14 protein-coding genes are annotated in these 17292 nt (G+C 64.1%); 13 read left to right on the forward strand and 1 reads right to left on the reverse strand.

Annotation, left to right across the window (positions count from 1 at the left end):
- Positions 1 to 295 precede the first annotated feature (295 nt).
- The 6 genes from ACEWFR_RS03005 to ACEWFR_RS03030 all read left to right on the forward strand — a co-directional run bounded on the left by ACEWFR_RS03005 (position 296) and on the right by ACEWFR_RS03030 (position 4965).
- Complete coding sequence (locus ACEWFR_RS03005) at positions 296 to 442, forward strand: hypothetical protein (protein ID WP_176548075.1); 147 nt, start codon at positions 296 to 298, stop codon at positions 440 to 442.
- A 499-nt stretch (positions 443 to 941) separates the two neighbouring features.
- The gene (locus ACEWFR_RS03010; protein ID WP_098723819.1) at positions 942 to 1217 is read left to right on the forward strand and encodes a PadR family transcriptional regulator; all 276 of its coding nucleotides are present in this window, start codon (positions 942 to 944) and stop codon (positions 1215 to 1217) included.
- 243 nt (positions 1218 to 1460) lie between these two features.
- Complete coding sequence (locus tag ACEWFR_RS03015) at positions 1461 to 2759, forward strand: MgtC/SapB family protein (protein WP_374059652.1); 1299 nt, start codon at positions 1461 to 1463, stop codon at positions 2757 to 2759.
- Between the two features lie 61 nt (positions 2760 to 2820).
- Positions 2821 to 4185, forward strand: a complete 1365-nt coding sequence (locus tag ACEWFR_RS03020) for an aminotransferase class III-fold pyridoxal phosphate-dependent enzyme (protein WP_374059653.1) — start codon at positions 2821 to 2823, stop codon at positions 4183 to 4185.
- Between the two features lie 103 nt (positions 4186 to 4288).
- Positions 4289 to 4537, forward strand: a complete 249-nt coding sequence (locus tag ACEWFR_RS03025) for an AbrB/MazE/SpoVT family DNA-binding domain-containing protein (protein ID WP_374059654.1) — start codon at positions 4289 to 4291, stop codon at positions 4535 to 4537.
- Complete coding sequence (locus ACEWFR_RS03030; protein WP_374059655.1) at positions 4537 to 4965, forward strand: type II toxin-antitoxin system VapC family toxin; 429 nt, start codon at positions 4537 to 4539, stop codon at positions 4963 to 4965. Before ACEWFR_RS03025 ends, ACEWFR_RS03030 begins: the two co-directional genes overlap by 1 nt.
- A 40-nt stretch (positions 4966 to 5005) precedes the next feature.
- Here the strand turns inward: ACEWFR_RS03030 and purD are convergent, their stop codons facing one another.
- Positions 5006 to 6298 (reverse strand): phosphoribosylamine--glycine ligase, encoded by a 1293-nt coding sequence (gene purD / locus ACEWFR_RS03035; protein ID WP_374059656.1) that lies wholly within the window; start codon positions 6296 to 6298, stop codon positions 5006 to 5008.
- Positions 6299 to 6521: 223 nt separating this feature from the next.
- On the opposite strand from purD, the gene thyA reads away from it, so the two are divergent.
- The 7 genes from thyA to ACEWFR_RS03070 all read left to right on the forward strand — a co-directional run bounded on the left by thyA (position 6522) and on the right by ACEWFR_RS03070 (position 17244).
- Positions 6522 to 7538, forward strand: coding sequence for a thymidylate synthase (gene thyA, locus ACEWFR_RS03040; RefSeq protein ID WP_374059657.1), 1017 nt, complete (start codon positions 6522 to 6524; stop codon positions 7536 to 7538).
- A complete protein-coding gene (locus ACEWFR_RS03045) occupies positions 7535 to 8092 on the forward strand; it encodes a dihydrofolate reductase (RefSeq protein ID WP_374059658.1) in 558 nt (185 codons plus the stop codon). The genes thyA and ACEWFR_RS03045 overlap by 4 nt, the downstream gene beginning before the upstream one ends.
- Before the next feature lie 935 nt (positions 8093 to 9027).
- A complete protein-coding gene (locus ACEWFR_RS03050) occupies positions 9028 to 9624 on the forward strand; it encodes a calcium-binding protein (RefSeq protein ID WP_374059659.1) in 597 nt (198 codons plus the stop codon).
- Between the two features lie 573 nt (positions 9625 to 10197).
- Positions 10198 to 12924 carry an aconitate hydratase AcnA gene (gene acnA / locus ACEWFR_RS03055; protein ID WP_374059660.1) on the forward strand — a complete coding sequence of 909 codons (2727 nt, stop codon included), beginning with the start codon at positions 10198 to 10200 and terminating at the stop codon, positions 12922 to 12924.
- A 159-nt stretch (positions 12925 to 13083) separates the two neighbouring features.
- Positions 13084 to 15312, forward strand: a complete 2229-nt coding sequence (locus ACEWFR_RS03060; RefSeq protein WP_374059661.1) for a thioredoxin domain-containing protein — start codon at positions 13084 to 13086, stop codon at positions 15310 to 15312.
- A gap of 199 nt (positions 15313 to 15511) precedes the next feature.
- A complete protein-coding gene (locus ACEWFR_RS03065; protein WP_374059662.1) occupies positions 15512 to 15682 on the forward strand; it encodes a hypothetical protein in 171 nt (56 codons plus the stop codon).
- Positions 15679 to 17244, forward strand: coding sequence for an acyl-CoA carboxylase subunit beta (locus ACEWFR_RS03070; protein WP_374059663.1), 1566 nt, complete (start codon positions 15679 to 15681; stop codon positions 17242 to 17244). Before ACEWFR_RS03065 ends, ACEWFR_RS03070 begins: the two co-directional genes overlap by 4 nt.
- The last annotated feature ends 48 nt before the right edge of the window (positions 17245 to 17292 follow it).

Raw genomic sequence — 17292 nt, forward strand, 5'->3', positions numbered from 1 at the left:
TCGGTGATACCGTCGGTCGCCGCGGTTCGTGTATCGATTGCAACGGTCGCTCGTTTCGGTTGCCGACGATCGCTACAACGCACTCGAGCGATCTCCGGATCCCGACCGACGGCACACCGAGCGACGGTTCCCGCTGGCTGCAACCCGTTTCCAACCGTTTCGCAACGGAACGATCGGTTTCGTGACGAAACAGTGCGGTCACCCGGCCCACCCGCTGTGGAACACCTCGAGCCACTCGAGATACCACCGGACGACGTGTGGCGGTTTTTTGTCTCGCCGGCCGATAGTGACGGGTATGCGCGACGAAGAAGAAGTCCGAGAGCAATACGAGTTCATCAAAGAGCACCTCGAGAGCGACGAGATGCGCCACGACGGCGTCGAACAGATGTTTACCTACTATAAACGGGCGCTGGGTTGGGTACTGGAAGAGGAACACATCTGAAGGTGTCGGGGCCGGGAGATCTGATCGCAAAGGCGAATAATCGAGGAGAAATCCCCCTATTCAGGGCAGGGAGGATGTCAATCGTTGTCGTTACATTTAAGTACACACAACAAAATCTTCTACGTGACGCTTCGCTTGGAGGGCCGAAGCGTCAGCGGGGACCAATTCAGGGCGGCAAGCGATCGCGTGACATTTTTCCGTCACGCGATCTGCTTTCCTGTTTCAGATACCGTACCACGTAGTGGCGAAACTTCGTTCTAATCGCCCTCAGTGGAACCTGATACCAACGTCTGTGTGCAGTATAATCGTACCGAAACAAAATGCATGTACTGTAAACATGAACCCCGAATTATGGGAGATTCATCGGATGATTCGTCACGGGCGTTATGGATATCTCTCGCACGAAACGAGGCGTCTCGCTGGTAATAGCCTGCTTTCGATCGTAACAACCCGATAGCCTTATTAAAATTCGACAGTAAGTACGATTGGTACTTTCCCAATGTACGACCTGACAGGATTTCAGCGTGACTTGCTCTATGTCATCGCTGGCGAGGACGAACCCCACGGACTGGCGATCAAAGATGAACTCGAACAGTACTACGAGAAGGAGATCCATCACGGTCGGCTCTATCCCAATCTCGACACCCTCGTCGACAAGGGGCTCGTCGAAAAGGGCCGCCGAGATCGTCGAACGAACTTCTACACGCTCACCCGCCGCGGTCGCCGCGAACTCGAAGCCCGCCGCGAGTGGGAGACACAGTACGTCGAGCTGTAGCAGTACGTCGAGCTGTATCGCGGTCGCCCCGTTCGGTCGCTCCCATGATCGCCGTCCGAAACGTCCGATTATATAACAGAGAGCCATCAGTATCGTATCGTCGTCCCCCGTCTGTTCTCGGTTCGTCCGATTGACGACACCGTCGCCGCGTCGCTCCCCGTCGGTTCACGGCGTCGGATCCGCCGGTTGACACGTCCCATAGTCGGCAGGTCGCTTATATACGATCACGGTGAACGATCAGGAGTGAACGAGGTCGCGCTGCAGGTCGCCGACGCGCCGCTCGAGGAGACGGTCGTTCGGATCGCGCTGGCCGGCGCGCTGGGGATGTTTCTCGGGCTCGAACGCGAGTGGTCCCAGAAGTCCGCCGGGATCCGAACGTTCTCGCTGATCAGCCTGCTCGCCGCCGTCTTTACCGTCCTCGTCGTCGAAACCGAGGGCGTCATCGGGGAGAGCCTCCTGGTGCTCGGCGGCGTGCTCGTGATCGTCCAGGGCGTGTTACTCGCAATCCAGGGCCTCATGAGCGAGGACGACGCCGGGCTCTCGCTGACGACATCGGTCTCGATGCTCGTCGCCTACGGGGTCGGCGCGCTGGTCACCGTCGGTTTCATTCTCGAGGGGGTCACCGTCGCCGTCCTCTCGTCGCTGTTGCTCGTCTTGAAGCGAGAGCTCCACGAGTTCGCGTGGGGGCTCTCCCATCAGGAGATGCGCTCGACGACCGAGTTCGCCATCCTCGCGTTCGTCATCTACCCGATTCTCCCTGCTGAGACGACCGTCGAGTTCGCCGGGCTGGCGATCCCGCTCGAGCCGCAGGTCATCTGGCTGATGGTCGTGGCCGTGGCGGGAATCGGGATCGCCAACTACGCGATCGTCTCCACCTACGGCGGTCGCGGTATCGCGATCACCGGCTTCTTCGGCGGGCTGGCCTCCTCGACGGCGGTCGTCGGGACGATGCTCGATCACGTCAATCAGCGGCCCGAGGCGTCCTCCTACGCCGTCGCTGCCATCTTGCTCGCGAACGCCGCGATGGCCGCGCGAAACCTGGCGATCGCGGTCGGCTTTACCGCCGGGAGCGGCTCCGAGATCCTCCTCGAGGCGATCGTTCCGCTCGGGGCCGTCATCGTCCTCGCGTTCGCCATCGCCGCGCTCACCGCCGACTGGAGTGAGTCCGGTCCGATGGAACTCGAGAGCCCGTTTTCACTGCAAAACGCGCTCGGCTTCGGGGCCGTCTTCCTCGTCGTCCTCGTGTTCGGCTCGCTGGCGGAGACGTGGTTCGGCACGCTGGGCTTCTACGCGACCGCGGTCGCGAGCGGGTTCGTCTCGAGTGCCGGCGCGACCACGTCGGCGGTCGTCCTCTACCGTGGCGGGCAACTGGGGGCCGCCGAGGCGACGATCGCTATTTTGCTCGCGACGGTCTCGAGCATCGTGGTCAAGGCACTGCTGGCGGCGACGTCGACGAACGACGGCTTCCGGAACCGAGTTGCCATCTACAGTACGATCCTGCTGATCGGCGGCGCGCTCGCGTCGGTGCTCGTCGTCGTATAGCGATTCGTCCATCACCGTATAGCGGTCAGTAACTTTACCCGATGCCGGTCGTAAGTGTCGTATGGACCGAGCAACGGCGGAACCGCGGGTAGAGACCATTCCCGGCGACCGGGCCCGCGAATGGGTCGACTACCACCATCGGTTCGCCGCCCCGAGCACGTACGTCTACGAGTTCGTCTGGGACGCGGGCGGCGAGGCCATCGGCCCGTTCTGCACCGACGTCGACGGTAACGTCCTGCTCGATTTCACGAGTCACGTCGCCGCCGCGCCGCTTGGCTACAACAATCCGACGATCCGCGAGAAGCTCCGCGCGTTCGATCCCGTCGATCCGCTCAAAATCGCGGGTCAGGACTTCTACGTCAGCGGCGGCGGCCGACCCGACAACCCTGACTTTCCCGGGCCGACGCAATTGATGGATCGACTGGTCGCGATGACCGACCACTACGACATGGACCGGGTCTTTCTCTCGAACTCCGGCGCGGAGGCCGTCGAAAACGCCATCAAAATCTGCTACGCCGCGGGCGGCCACCGCGCGATCACGTTCGACGGCGCGTTCCACGGCCGAACGCTCGGCGCGCTCTCGCTTAACCGCTCGAAGGCCGTCCACCGGAGCGGCTTTCCCGAAATCCCCGGCGTCGTCAGCGTCCCGTATCCCGACACCGACGAGGCATACGAAACCCGCTGGCGGACCGACGGCCCCGGCGGGAACGTCGTCGCCGACGCGCTCCACCCCGAGCGCGGTGTCGTCGATCCCGAGGAAGTCGCCTACCTCATCTTCGAGCCGATTCAGGGCGAGGGCGGCTATCGAGTGGCCCATCCTGCGTTCGCCCGCGACCTCGAGGCGCTGCGCGAGGAGTATGATCTCCGGATCGTTGCCGACGAGATCCAGTCCGGATTGGGACGGACGGGCGAACTGTGGGCCGTCGACCACCTCGATCTCACGCCGGACGTCATTACGAGCGGGAAGGGGCTTCGGGTGGGCGCAACGATCTCGCGCTCGGACGTCTTCCCGCGGGAGAAGAGTCGACTCTCCTCGACCTGGGGCGCGGGCGATCTCGTCGCCGCCATGCAGGGCGTGCTCACGATCGATACCATCCACGAGGACGACCTGCTCGCGAACGTCCGCGAGCGAGGCGCGCAGTTCCGGACGCGACTCGAGGACGCCATTACCGACGGCGACGCGCCCGGCGCGATCGACGTGCGCGGCCGCGGACTGATGCTCGCCGTCGAGTTCGATACCAAGGCTCGCCGGGATGCGGTGCTCGAGGGCACGTTCAAACGGGGGCTGTTGACCCTCGGCTGTGGCTACAAGACGCTCAGGTTGCTGCCGCCGCTCGACGTCACTGAGCGGGAGATCGAACTGGGTGCGGGACTGTTGCTCGAGGCGATTGCTGACGTAGACGGGACCGTCGGTGAAGCGAGATGACTTCTCATCTCGGTCCACTATCGACGCGGGTACCGAGGTCGGCCGCTGATCGTAGGAAAATTAGGGCCCAAATTATTTTGCGGCGGACCGTCTAGAGTCGAGTATGTCACACCGGGTCGAAGACGAAACGACAGTAAACGACAGCTACTCGGTAACAGTGCCCGCAGCCGTCCGGAATGAGCTCGATATCGAGTCCGGTGACAAAATCCGCTGGCGTGTCGACGAGGATGGGACCCTGTCAGTCGAGGTCGTTACGCAACGGTATGGTGCGTTCTCCGAACTCGAGCCGGTCGATATCGGTGAAGAGACGAACGCGGCCGACGATCACGATCTCGTCGCCGGTGACTGCTGATGGCCCGCGCCGTAGTTGATGCGAACGTTCTCATTGGCGCTCGGTTATCGCGGGATCAAAATCACGAACGCGCCGCTGCCATCTTGGAAGCGTTCGACCGAGGTGCTCTTCCGACCGCATACGTGTTGAGCGATGTCCTCGAGGAGAGTATCAACTATCTCCAAGCGAGGAGTACGCACGATGTCGCCGTACAGACGCTCGATGCGCTCATCGAGAGCAGCGGATTCGAAATCGTCCACACACCGAAACGCGATGTCGATTCCGGACGGTCACTGTTCCGGAAGTACAAATCGCTCTCGCTGACGGACGCCGTTATTGCGGCTTCGATGCGACGGCAAGAACTCGAGTATCTCTATTCGCTCGACGACGGGTTCGATGCTGTCGATGGTATTACTCGACTGACGACGCCGGCCAACCCGTTCGAATAGCTCGTTTGTGTCGCGGTGTCTGCTCCTTCGAACAGGCACCTCACTCGCCGCGGAGTTCGGTCATGTGATCGATCCGGCGCTGGATGAGGTCGGCTTTGCCGATGTCGTGGCGAACGCGCAGTCCCTCCTCGCCGGCGACGGCGAGCGCGTCTTCGGCGATCTCCTCGGCCTCGCTGATCGAGTCGGCGACGCCGACCAGCGCGAACGATCGGGAGGTAGTCGTGTAGATCCCGTCGTCGCGCTCGTCTACACTGGCGTAGTACAGCAGGGCGTCGCCCGCGCTCTCCTCGTCGACCTGCACCTTCGCGCCGGCCTCGGGGTCCGTCGGATAGCCGTCCGGGACAGCGTACTTGCAAACCGTCGCCTGCTCGGCAAAGTCCAGTTCCGGTGGCGCGTTGCCGTTCCGAGCGGCGGTCAGAATCTCGAGGAAGTCGGTCTCGAGCACCGGCAGCGTGTTCATCGCCTCGGGGTCGCCAAAGCGGGCGTTGAACTCGACGACGCGGGGACCGGTCTCGGTCAGCATGAACTGGCCGTAGAGGATCCCGCGGTAGTCGTCGAGGGCGTCGACGGTAGCCTCGATGATCGAGACCGCCTCGTCGTAATCGTCTTCGGTCATGAACGGCAGTTCGTCCGTCGCGTCGGTATAGCTCCCCATGCCGCCAGTGTTCGGCCCTTCGTCGCCCTCGTAGGCGCGCTTGTGGTCCTGCACCGCGGGTGCGGTATGGAACTCGCCGTTGGCGACGAACGCCTGGACGGTGAACTCTTCGCCGATCAGTCGTTCCTCGAGGACGATCCGGTCGTAGCCGGCGTCGCGGATGTACTCTTTACCCTCCTCGGCAGTGACCTGATCGCCGATGACTTTGACGCCCTTGCCGCCGGTGAGGCCGACCGGTTTGATCGCGAGGTCGCCGTCGTACTCGTCGATGTAGTCGCAGGCTGCCTCCATGTCGTCGAACGTCTCGAAGTCCGGACAGCCCGGAATGTCGTTTTCCTGCATGAACTCCCGCTGGAAGGCCTTGTCCGTCTCGATGCGTGCGTCGGCTTCTTTCGGGCCGAACGGGTAGACTCCCGCAGCCTCGAGTGCGTCCGCGAGGCCGACTTCGAGGGGTGCTTCGGGGCCGATGACGGCGATGGTCGCGTCGACCGCCTCGGCGTAGTCGACGACGGCCTCCGGATTCGTCGTCTCGAGCGTTTCGAACCCGGCCGCAATTCGCGCGATACCAGGGTTTCGGTTGCTGGCACAGGCGTACAGGTCTGCCTCGCTGTCCTCGAGCGCGCGGGCGATGGCGTGTTCGCGGCCGCCACCCCCGATCAGGAGCACGTTCTCTCGCATGGTCGAAAGCGGAACGCACGAACCTGTAAGCGTTGCTCTTTCCTCGAGCGGAAATATGCACGTTCGTGGTGGCTATAGTAGCCACTGAAAGTCACTGCACACCTGATCGCACGACTGCATTGCGATCAGTGTGTAAATCGTTTCAGTGGCTACTATAGCGTAGCGGCCCGGGTCGATCTACGGGACGTAACGATGATAAATACGCGTCCGAATGAGGATGATAATGCAACAGTACCTCGAGCTCGTCGACACTGTCCTTTCGACGGGGACCCACAAGCCAAATCGGACCGGCGTCGACACGATTTCATCGTTCAGCGAGCACTACGAGGTCGATCTCCAGGACGGGTATCCCCTGCTCACGACCAAGGAGATGGACGGCTACCGCTGGAACTCGATGCTGCACGAGGTCTGCTGGTATCTCTCCGGCGAGGAACACATCCGCGATCTCCGCGAGGAAACCAAGATCTGGGATGCGTGGGCCGACGACGACGGCCGGCTGGATACGGCATACGGCCGCTTTTGGCGGCGGTTTCCGGTACCAGAGGCGGACGCACAACTCGAGGGCGAGTCCTGGCCAGCGGAGAGCCACCAGTGGGTCACCGAGGAAGCGGACGGTCGGAAGACCTTCGATCAGCTCCAGTACGTGATCGACACCCTCTCGGACTCGCCGAACTCCCGGCGACTCGTGGTCAACGCGTGGCACCCCGCGAACGCGGCCGTCTCGACGCTGCCGCCCTGTCACTACTCGTTCGTCTTCAACGTGCAGGGCGACCGGCTGAACTGCCACCTCACACAACGGTCGGGCGACACCGCACTCGGGATCCCGTTCAACATCGCGGCCTATGCGCTGCTGACCAAAGTTATCGCCCAGCAGACCGGCTTCGAACCGGGCACGTTCGCCCACACCGTCGTCGACACCCACGTCTACTGCGGCCGCGGCGCGCGTGGTGACTGGTACGCAGACAACCTCGAGTCCCTCCAGTCGCGGCTGGCCGACGCCGACGAGCGGGCGGACTACCTCAAGATCAAGGACTGGCTCGAGTCCGAGGCCCCTGCCGAGGCCGAGGGCGACGAACGGCTCGATCACATCCCCGGCCTCCTCGAGCAACTCTCGCGGGAGCCACTCGAGCGCCCGACGCTCGAGGTCGCCGACGTCTCGATCGACGAACTGTGCTACGAGGACGTCGAACTTCGAGAGTACGAGTCCCACGACGGACTCGAGTTCTCGGTGGCCGAATGAACGGGGACCGGGACGCGGCGGCAGACGCGACGCAGGACCTCGAGACGGACCACGAACTCGTCGCGATCGTCGCCGTCGCCGACAACGGCGTCATCGGGAAGGACGGCGACATGCCGTGGCACATCCCCGAGGACCTCCGCCACTTCAAGGAGGCGACGATGGGCCACCCTGTCATCATGGGACGAGTGACGTACGAGGGCATTCTCGAGACCCTCGGCGAACCGCTGCCCGGCCGAACGACGGTCGTGCTGACGAGTCGAGACCTCGAGACGCCCGAGGGAGCCGTGGTCGCCCACGGGCTCGAGAACGCCCTCGAGACGGCGGAGGCGGCCGCGCGCGAGCGCCACGGCGGAACCGATCGAATATTCGTCGCTGGCGGTTCGACCGTCTACGAACAGTTTCTGCCCGCAGTCGATCGGCTGATCGCGACGGAGGTTCACGACGAACCCGAGGGCGATACGGAGTTCCCGGACTGGGATCGGGACACGTGGGAGATGGTGTCTCGAGATGAACGGGACGAGTTCGCGTTTGTGGAATACGTTCGCCGGGAGTGACCTGTGCTGTCGCTCAGAGTACTGATCCGGTCGCCCTGTTCCGCGGCCCCCAGAGCAGACGAGTGAAGCGACGCAGAAGAGCGAATTCGCCGGAACGAACGGTACACCGATCGTGATGTGTTTGTCTCCTGTTTCTGCCGACACAATGTGTCATTTGTCGGCGTCTCGTGTGGATCAACCGGGCGGGACTGCCCGCGTATAGATCGCGACGGACGGGCGCCGACTACCGATCGATCCCACGACGGTGTCGATCGGTCGGCGTGGCGAGCGCACGCACCAGCGGGCCCCGAATGCGATCGCATGGACGAATCCGGTCTCACCTCACTCCCGGACCAAGTGGGTTCGGAATCGCCGCTCGGTGTCGACTCGAGGCCACTCGAGACGACAGCCGGAAATCCGCGTAGAGGGAGTCTCGAGTACTCCGAGCGCGAAACGAGAAGACGACCTACCTGAGTGCCACGGAAGCCGCAAATTCGGGTGGACGTTAAAGACACGGTCGGAGACAGTCGCCGGTTTCGACTGAATCACCATGCTACTGTCCCCCGAACAGTCCCGGGAAATCGTTTGTTTTGCTGTATGATCCGTTCGACGCTACTGTCTCTGCCACCGAAACCCCGCGGATGGTCCGGCTCTTGGTCTCGGATCGCACCGTATCCGGGGATACCTCTCACGAACGAGGAGACATCGCCCACGCGGGTTCGCAGAGCATTTTAACGACCTCAAACACGTTCGTCCGAGCCCGTTCCGCTCGCTAAACAGTCATTGTTGACATCTTTGGCGACTGCTCTCTCAAGAGGCCTAAGTTCGGTAATAGAGCCCGCATTGGAAGGTTTCTGTGTACGCAAGACACCGTGGACAGTGAAACGATGGCCATCACTTATGCGAAAATTGGTCAAGAAGCATCCACCCCGAATAGGGGACTCGGAGTGAGAGACATGACAAAAGATACCGACAGCGGATTATTCGACGACTCGCGGCGATCGTTTATGAAAAAGGGAGCACTTGCCACCTCAATGGCCGCTCTCGGCGCAGGCGCGATGACGGGAACCGGGGCCGCCCAGGACGACACCGACGGCGAAGTGATCGTCCACGCTGAAGACTACAAGCCCGGCGTCGAATTCACCGTCGCCGCGGCGCTGACCGGGGGTTCGAGAGACAGTCTGCTCGAGGAGACCGGAGCAGCCGAAGAGTTCAGCACCCCGGACGACTGGGACGTGTACATCATCAACTACGACCTCGGTGGATCCGCTCCGTCGATGGGGATCCTAATGTCGGAGGAAGCCGACCTCAGTCAAGGCGACAGCAACACGATGGGTGAGGACGGCGAGTTCCGCAACCCGTCGCTCGCGATGGTCGAAACGACCCTCGGGGCCTCCAGTAACGGCGGCGACGGCGGTAACGGTGACGGCGCAGGCGACGACGGCGGTAACGGTGGCGGCGCAGGCGACAACGGTGGTAACGGTGGCGGCGCAGGCGACGACGGCGGTAACGGCGGCGGCGCAGGCGGTAACGAGACTGGCGGCGGCAACTAACCCAGTCGTTTCGCGTTCTTCTTTCGGTTTATCCACACGGAGGCGAAGAGAGGGACTCGTTCGGCGAACGAGTTCGTCCCTGCGAAAGCGGAGCGAGTCAACCGAAAGGAGAGTCCGTTGTGTGGCGATCCCGTTTCACGACGGTCGTGGCCCATTCCGAGTTCGACGGTTGTTGTTCCACGGAAACGGTCTATACGAGGCGTCACGATATCCACCCGTTCGCCGTCCGGCTGATTCAGTTCTGTGACCTTCTGTTGCGCTCTCACGTCCGTATTCCTCGCAGCCGATGCAACAATAACAGCAATTGATCGGAACAGAACGTGACCCCTGAGACCGCAGCCAGCTTCGAACGGCCGACTCGGCGACCGGGCCGAGAGCCGCGCGGCCCTGCGGCGGCCTCCGACTCCATCGAGGTCAGAACCCGCCTCGACAGATCGCTTCGACGGCCCGTGTCGGACTTTCACCACTTCGAAAGCGGCCTCTGGACCCCCGTAACACCGACAAATAACGGGTACGTACAACTTGCCGTATCATTCTCGAGGGATTCAAATGCCCCCGCTTCCAAGCCGACATATGGCAAGTGATACGTTCCCGAACGCAATCCGGGAGTTCGAACACGACGGCGAGACCTACAAGATGGCCGATCTCACGGTCCTCGAGGAGCAGGGCCTCTGTGACCTCGAAACACTGCCCGTGAGCATTCGGGTGCTGCTCGAGTCCGTCCTCCGAAATGCCGACGGCGAGATGATTTCGGCCGAGGACGTCGAAAACGCGGCCTCGTGGGAACCGGACGTCCCCGACGTCGAGGTCCCCTTCCAGCCCTCGCGCGTCGTTCTTCAGGATCTGACCGGCGTTCCCGCAGTCGTGGACCTCGCGGCGCTGCGCTCGGCCGCGGATCGCGCGGGCAAGGAGCCCTCGATCGTCGAACCCGAAGTCCCATGCGACCTCGTGATCGACCACAGCGTCCAGGTCGACTACTTCGGCAGCGAGGATGCCTACGAACAGAACGTCGAACTCGAGTACGAGCGAAACGAAGAGCGATATCGTGCGATCAAGTGGGCCCAGCAGGCCTTCGAGGACTTCAACGTTGTCCCGCCGGGAACGGGCATCGTCCATCAGGTCAACCTCGAGCACCTGGGCAAGGTCGTCCACGCACGCGAGGAAGACGGTGAACAGTGGCTCCTGCCCGACACGCTAGTCGGTACCGACAGCCACACCCCCATGATCGGCGGGATCGGCGTCGTCGGCTGGGGTGTTGGTGGCATCGAGGCCGAAGCAGCCCTTCTGGGGCAGCCCATCACCATGACGCTGCCCGAAGTCGTCGGCGTCAAACTCACTGGCGAGTTGCCGGAGGGCGCGACCGCGACCGATCTCGTGCTCCACATCACCGAGAAGCTTCGCCAGGTCGGCGTCGTCGACAAGTTCGTCGAGTTCTACGGCCCCGGCGTCTCCCAGCTTTCGGTCGCCGACCGCGCGACAATCGCCAACATGGCCCCCGAGCAGGGATCGACGATCAGCATGTTCCCGGTCGACGACGCGACGCTCGACTACCTCGAGTTGACCGGCCGCGACGACGACCACATCGAACTGACCAAGGAGTATCTCGAGGCCCAAGGTCTCTTCGGCGAGCACGATCCGGAGTTCACCGAGGAAGTCGAGTTCGACCTCAGCTCCGTCGAGCCCAGCCTCGCTGGTCACAAGAAGCCCCACGCCCGCATTCCGATGGGCGACCTCGACGAGCACTTCCCGACGCTGCTCGCGGAGGAAGGTGTCATTGACTCGGGCGCTGCGGAGGGGGACGGCGGACTCGTCACCACGGACCAACCCGGCCTCGACGAGAAGATCCCCGTCACGCTCGAGGACGACACCGAGGTCGAGATCGGCCACGGTTCGGTCCTCGTCAGCGCGATCACGTCCTGTACGAACACCTCGAACCCGTCGGTGATGGTCGCCGCGGGCCTACTCGCACGCAACGCGCTCGAGCAGGGTCTCGACGTGCCCGACTACGTCAAGACCAGTCTCGCACCCGGGAGCCGGGTCGTCACGGAGTACCTGAAGCAGGCCGACCTGCTCGACGACCTCGAGGGTCTGGGCTACAACGTCGTCGGCTACGGCTGTACGACCTGTATCGGGAACGCTGGCCCGCTGGCGGATCCCATCGAGGCCGCGATCGACGAGCACGACCTCTGGACGACCAGCGTCCTCTCGGGCAACCGCAACTTCGAAGCCCGCATCCATCCGAAGATCCGCGCGAACTACCTCGCCAGTCCGCCGCTTGTCGTCGCCTACGGTCTGGCGGGCAAAATGGACATCGACCTCGAGAACGAACCGATCGGCACGAACGACGACGGCGAAGACGTCTTCCTCGAGGACGTCTGGCCGGACCCACAGGAGGTCACGGAGACGATCCACGAGAACGTCTCCGCCGAGTTGTTCAGAGACAAGTACGCGAGCGTCTTCGAGGGCGACGAGCGCTGGGAGGCCCTCGACGCGCCCACGGGCGAAGTCTACGACTGGGACGACGAGTCGACGTACATCCGCGAGCCACCGTTCTTCCAGGACTTCCCGCTCGAGGAACCCGGCGTCTCCGACATCGCGGATGCGCGCTGTCTGCTCACGCTCGGCGACACCGTGACGACCGACCACATCAGCCCCGCGGGGCCGTTCAGCGAGGACCTGCCCGCCGGCCAGTGGCTGAGCGAACGCGGCGTCGAACCCTACGAGTTCAACACCTACGGCTCTCGCCGCGGGAATCACGAGGTCATGATGCGTGGCACCTTCGCGAACGTCCGCATCGAAAACCAGCTGCTCGACGGGAAGGAGGGTGGCTACACGATTCATCACCCGACCGGTGAGGAGACGACTGTCTTCGATGCCTCCGAGCGCTACCGCGAGGACGACACCCCGCTCATCGTCATGGCCGGCGAGGAACTGGGGACCGGCTCGAGTCGCGACTGGGCGGCCAAGGGGACCGACCTGTTGGGCATCCGCGCCACGATCGGCCAGAGCTACGAGCGCATCTACCGCGACAACCTCCTCGGCATGGGCGTCCTGCCGCTGCAGTTCGAAGACGGCGAGGGCTGGGAGGAACTCGGTCTCGACGGGACCGAAACGTTCGATATTCAGGGCCTCGACGACGGACTCGAGCCCAACGCCGAACTCACCGTCGTCGCGGAAGACGATGCGGGCGAGACGACCGAGTTCGACGTGACCGCACAGGTCGGCACGCCCGCGGCGGTCGAGTACGTCGAGAACGGCGGCGTGCTCCACCTCGTGCTCCGCCGCCTGCTCACGGAATAGGGAAACAGGGGGACGCCAAACCCTCGTCAAACCGATCGCGGCTAACTCGATCACTGCAGTTCTTTTCCGAGGTGTGATCGGCGTCTCGACGGATACACGCGAGAGCGAGCGCCTCCGGATCACCCGTTGCTTTTAGCCGCGTCGGTCGTAGGACCGCCCATGAACGATCCGACCCGGCGCAACCGGCTCGAGGAGGAGGAAAGCCCCTATCTGCGCCAGCACGCGGACAACCCCGTCAACTGGCAGCCCTGGGATGAGCAGGCCCTCGAGGCCGCCAAAGAACGCGACGTGCCGATCTTCCTCTCGATCGGCTACTCGGCGTGTCACTGGTGTCACGTCATGGAAGCGGAGAGTTTCGAGGACGAGTCGGTCGCCGAGGTACTCAACGAGAACTTCGTCCCGATCAAGGTCGACCGCGAGGAGCGTCCGGACGTCGACAGCATCTACATGACCGTCTGCCAGCTCGTGACCGGACGGGGCGGCTGGCCGCTCTCGGCGTGGCTCACCCCCGAGGGGAAACCCTTCTTCGTCGGAACGTACTTTCCCAGAGAGGGACAGCAGGGACAGCCCGGCTTTCTCGACCTCTGCGAGCGCATTGCCGACTCCTGGGACAGCGAGGACGACCGCGAGGAGATGGAACACCGCGCACAGCAGTGGACCGACGCGGCGACAGATCAACTCGAGGAGACTCCGGACGCGGCGGGAGCCGGCACCGAGGCCGGTTCCAGCCCGGAGCCTCCCTCGAGCGATGTCCTCGAGACGGCCGCGGACGCGACGCTGCGAAGCGCCGACCGCCAGCACGGCGGCTTCGGTTCCGGCCAGAAATTCCCCCAGCCCTCGCGCCTGCGCGTGCTCGCTCGAGCGTACGACCGAACCGGTCGCGAGGAGTATCTCGAGGTGCTCGAGGAAGCCCTCGACGCGATGTCCGTGGGCGGCCTCTACGATCACGTCGGCGGCGGCTTCCACCGCTACTGCGTCGATCGGGACTGGACGGTCCCCCACTTCGAGAAGATGCTGTACGACAACGCCGAGATTCCGCGGGCCTTTCTCGCGGGCTACCAGCTGACGGGTGAGGACCGCTACGCCGAAATCGTCGCGGATACGCTGACGTTCGTCACTCGGGAGCTGACCCACGACGAAGGCGGTTTCTTCAGCACGCTCGACGCCCAGAGCGAGTCCCCCGAGACCGGCGAGCGCGAGGAGGGTGCGTTCTACGTCTGGACCCCCGCGGAAGTCCACGAGATACTCGAGAACGAGACCGACGCCGCCCTCTTCTGTGCGCGCTACGACATCACGGAGTCGGGAAACTTCGAGGGACGGAACCAGCCCAATCGCGTCGCGCGGGTGTCGGAACTCGCCGGCCAGTTCGATCTCGAAGAGCACGAGATTCTGAAGCGACTCGAGTCGGCTCGCCAACAGCTATTCGAGGCCCGCGAGGAGCGGCCCCGCCCTGACCGCGACGAGAAGGTACTCGCGGGCTGGAACGGGCTACTGATCTCCACCTTCGCCGAGGCCGCGCTGGTGCTCGGCGAGGACGAGTACGCCGAGACCGCGGTCGATGCCCTCGAGTTCGTACGGGATCGACTCTGGGACGAGGACGAACAGCGGCTCTCGCGGCGGTATAAGGGCGGAGATGTTAAAGTCGACGGCTATCTCGAGGACTACGCGTTCCTTGCGCGCGGCGCGTTCGACTGCTATCAGGCCACCGGCGACGTCGACCACCTCGCGTTCGCGCTCGAGTTGGCTCGCGTCATCGAGGCCGAGTTCTGGGACGCCGAGCGCGGCACGCTCTACTTCACCCCCGAGAGCGGCGAGTCGCTCGTCACGCGACCCCAAGAACTGGGCGACCAGTCGACGCCCTCCGCGACCGGCGTGGCGCTCGAGACGCTGCTCGCACTCGACGAGTTTGCGGATAGCGAGGGATCAAAGATCCCTCGGGAAGACGGCGAAGCCGTCGACGAAGACTTCGAGGGGATCGCGGCCACGGTCCTCGAGACCCATTCGAACACCATTGAGGCGAACGCGCTCGAGCACGCGACGCTCTGTCTCGCCGCCGACCGACTCGAGTCGGGCGCACTCGAGGTGACGATCGCTGCGGAGGAACTCCCCGATGCGTGGCGCGACGGGTTCGCGTCGCGGTACTACCCCGACCGACTCTTCGCGCGACGGCCGCCGACCAAGGACGGACTCGAGGCGTGGCTCGAGACGCTGGGACTCGAGGACGAACCCCCGATCTGGGCGGGCCGCGAGGCACGCAACGGCGAGCCGACGCTGTACGTCTGTCGCGATCAGACGTGTTCGCCGCCGACGCACGAGGTGGCGGATGCGCTCGAGTGGCTCGGCGATTCGGGCGAGAACACGGAAGGCGAATCGGACGCGCCGTTCTGAACCTGCCGCAGAACTGCCCCAGTCCGCGGAGCCGCCGGCGTTCGTCTCGAGACGGAACGTTCGAGCTGCCACGTGATGCGGCGGTCTCACGCGTTCTCGACGCGCCACGTCTATTGTTAGCGCTCGTCCTGGCGTTCGAGAACAATGTTACCGCATCTCGGAGATTCTTGTACGTAGTTAGCTAAGTCCGAGAGAGACAATGGCAATCACGTTCGACGATCGGCCGATCGAGGAGAGCGCGACGGACAATCACTTTCGGATTCGACTTCCCGGCTTCGTACGAGCCGACGAGACGCTCGTCGGAGACGGAGTACAGACGGAGACGAACGAGATGCGGGCGTTCGACCTCCGGGAGGCGCGCCTCGAATGAGCGACGATCCGTTCGAGGAAGTCGCCGACGCGAAGCGGTCGCTCTCCGACGAGGCGCGCGAGGAGGCCGTCGCGCGCCAGCGCGACCTCGGTAAGCTAACCGCCAGAGAGCGCGTCGAGTACCTGCTCGACGAGGGGACGTTCGAAGAGATCGGCCGCCTCGCGTCGCCGATGCCGACGACGCCCGAGACGACCGACTGGGTGCGCGAGGACGCACCGTCAGACGGCGTCGTGACGGGCTACGGAGAGATCGACGGCCGCTCGGTCGCGCTAATCGCCACCGACTTCACGGTCAAAGGCGGTTCGATCGGCCACGCCGGCGGCCGAAAGATGTCACGGGTCGCCGAGCGCGCCCTCGACCGCGGACTGCCGCTGCTCATGCTCCACGACGGCGGCGGCCACCGCATCCAGGAGGGACTCGACGCCGCGCCCTTCGCCCGGGGCGACAACGGCTTCTCGAAGCTCCAGACCGCTCTCTCCGGCTGGGTTCCCGTCGTCTCGGCGATGATGGGGCCGGCTTTCGCCGCGCCGACCAACTTCGCGGCGCTGTCGGATTTCGTCCCGATCGTCGAGGGAACGGGAACGATGGGGGTCGCCGGACCGTCGCTGGTCGAAGCCGCTCTCGGCGTCGACGGCACCAAGGAGGAACTCGGCAGCGCGCGGTTTCAGACGACCGAGACCGGGATGGCCGACCTCGCCTGCGAGGACGACGAGGCCTGCCTCGACGCGATCCGGACGTTCCTCTCGTACCTGCCGCGAAACGCTCGCCGGGAGCCGCCGACGGCCGACTCGCGACCGCCGGCCGTCGACGGCGAGCGGTTGCGAGAGATCATCCCCTCGAGCCCACGAAAGGGGTACGACATCGACGCGATCGTCGAGGGGATCGTCGACCGGGACTCGGTGTTCGAACTGAAGCCGACCTACGCGCGGAACATCGTTACCGCCTTCGCTCGCCTCGAGGGGGAGCCGATCGGCGTCATCGCCAACAACCCCCGGATCAAGGCCGGAACCATCGATACTGGCGCATCGGAGAAGGCGGCCCACTTCGCGGCGATCTGCGACGCCTACGGGCTCCCGGTCCTCACGCTGGCCGACGTACCCGGAATCCTGCCCGGCCCGGACTCGGAGCGCGAGGGGATCGCTCGCCACTCCGCGAAGCTCCCATTCGAACTCGCGCGTGCGACGGTCCCGATCGCTAACGTCGTCCTCAGACGCGGCTACGGCTTCGGCTACGTGGCGATGGGCGGCGGCCGCTCGATCGACTCGGAGTTGACGGTGCTGTGGCCCACGGCTGAAGTCGCCGCCATGGGCATCGAGGGGGCCGTCGACATCGCGTACCGCCGAGAGATTGAGTCCGCAGACGACCCCGAGGCCCGACGTGCGGAACTGATCGAGAAGTTTAAGGACAGAACCGACGCCGTCCGAGCGGCCTCCCGCGTCGGAACCGACGGCGTCGTCCAGCCCGAAGACACCCGCGACCGGGTCCTGCGCGCGTTCGCTCGAGCGGACGAACCGCACGAGGACGACTGGCCGCCGAAGAAACGGCCGATCAACCCGATCTGAGCGCCTCGGGTTGCCTGCTGGCCGTCTTCGTCGGTCAGTCCGATCGAA

It is taken from the genome of Natrinema sp. H-ect4 (genome assembly GCF_041894845.1).
Lineage (GTDB): Archaea > Halobacteriota > Halobacteria > Halobacteriales > Natrialbaceae > Natrinema.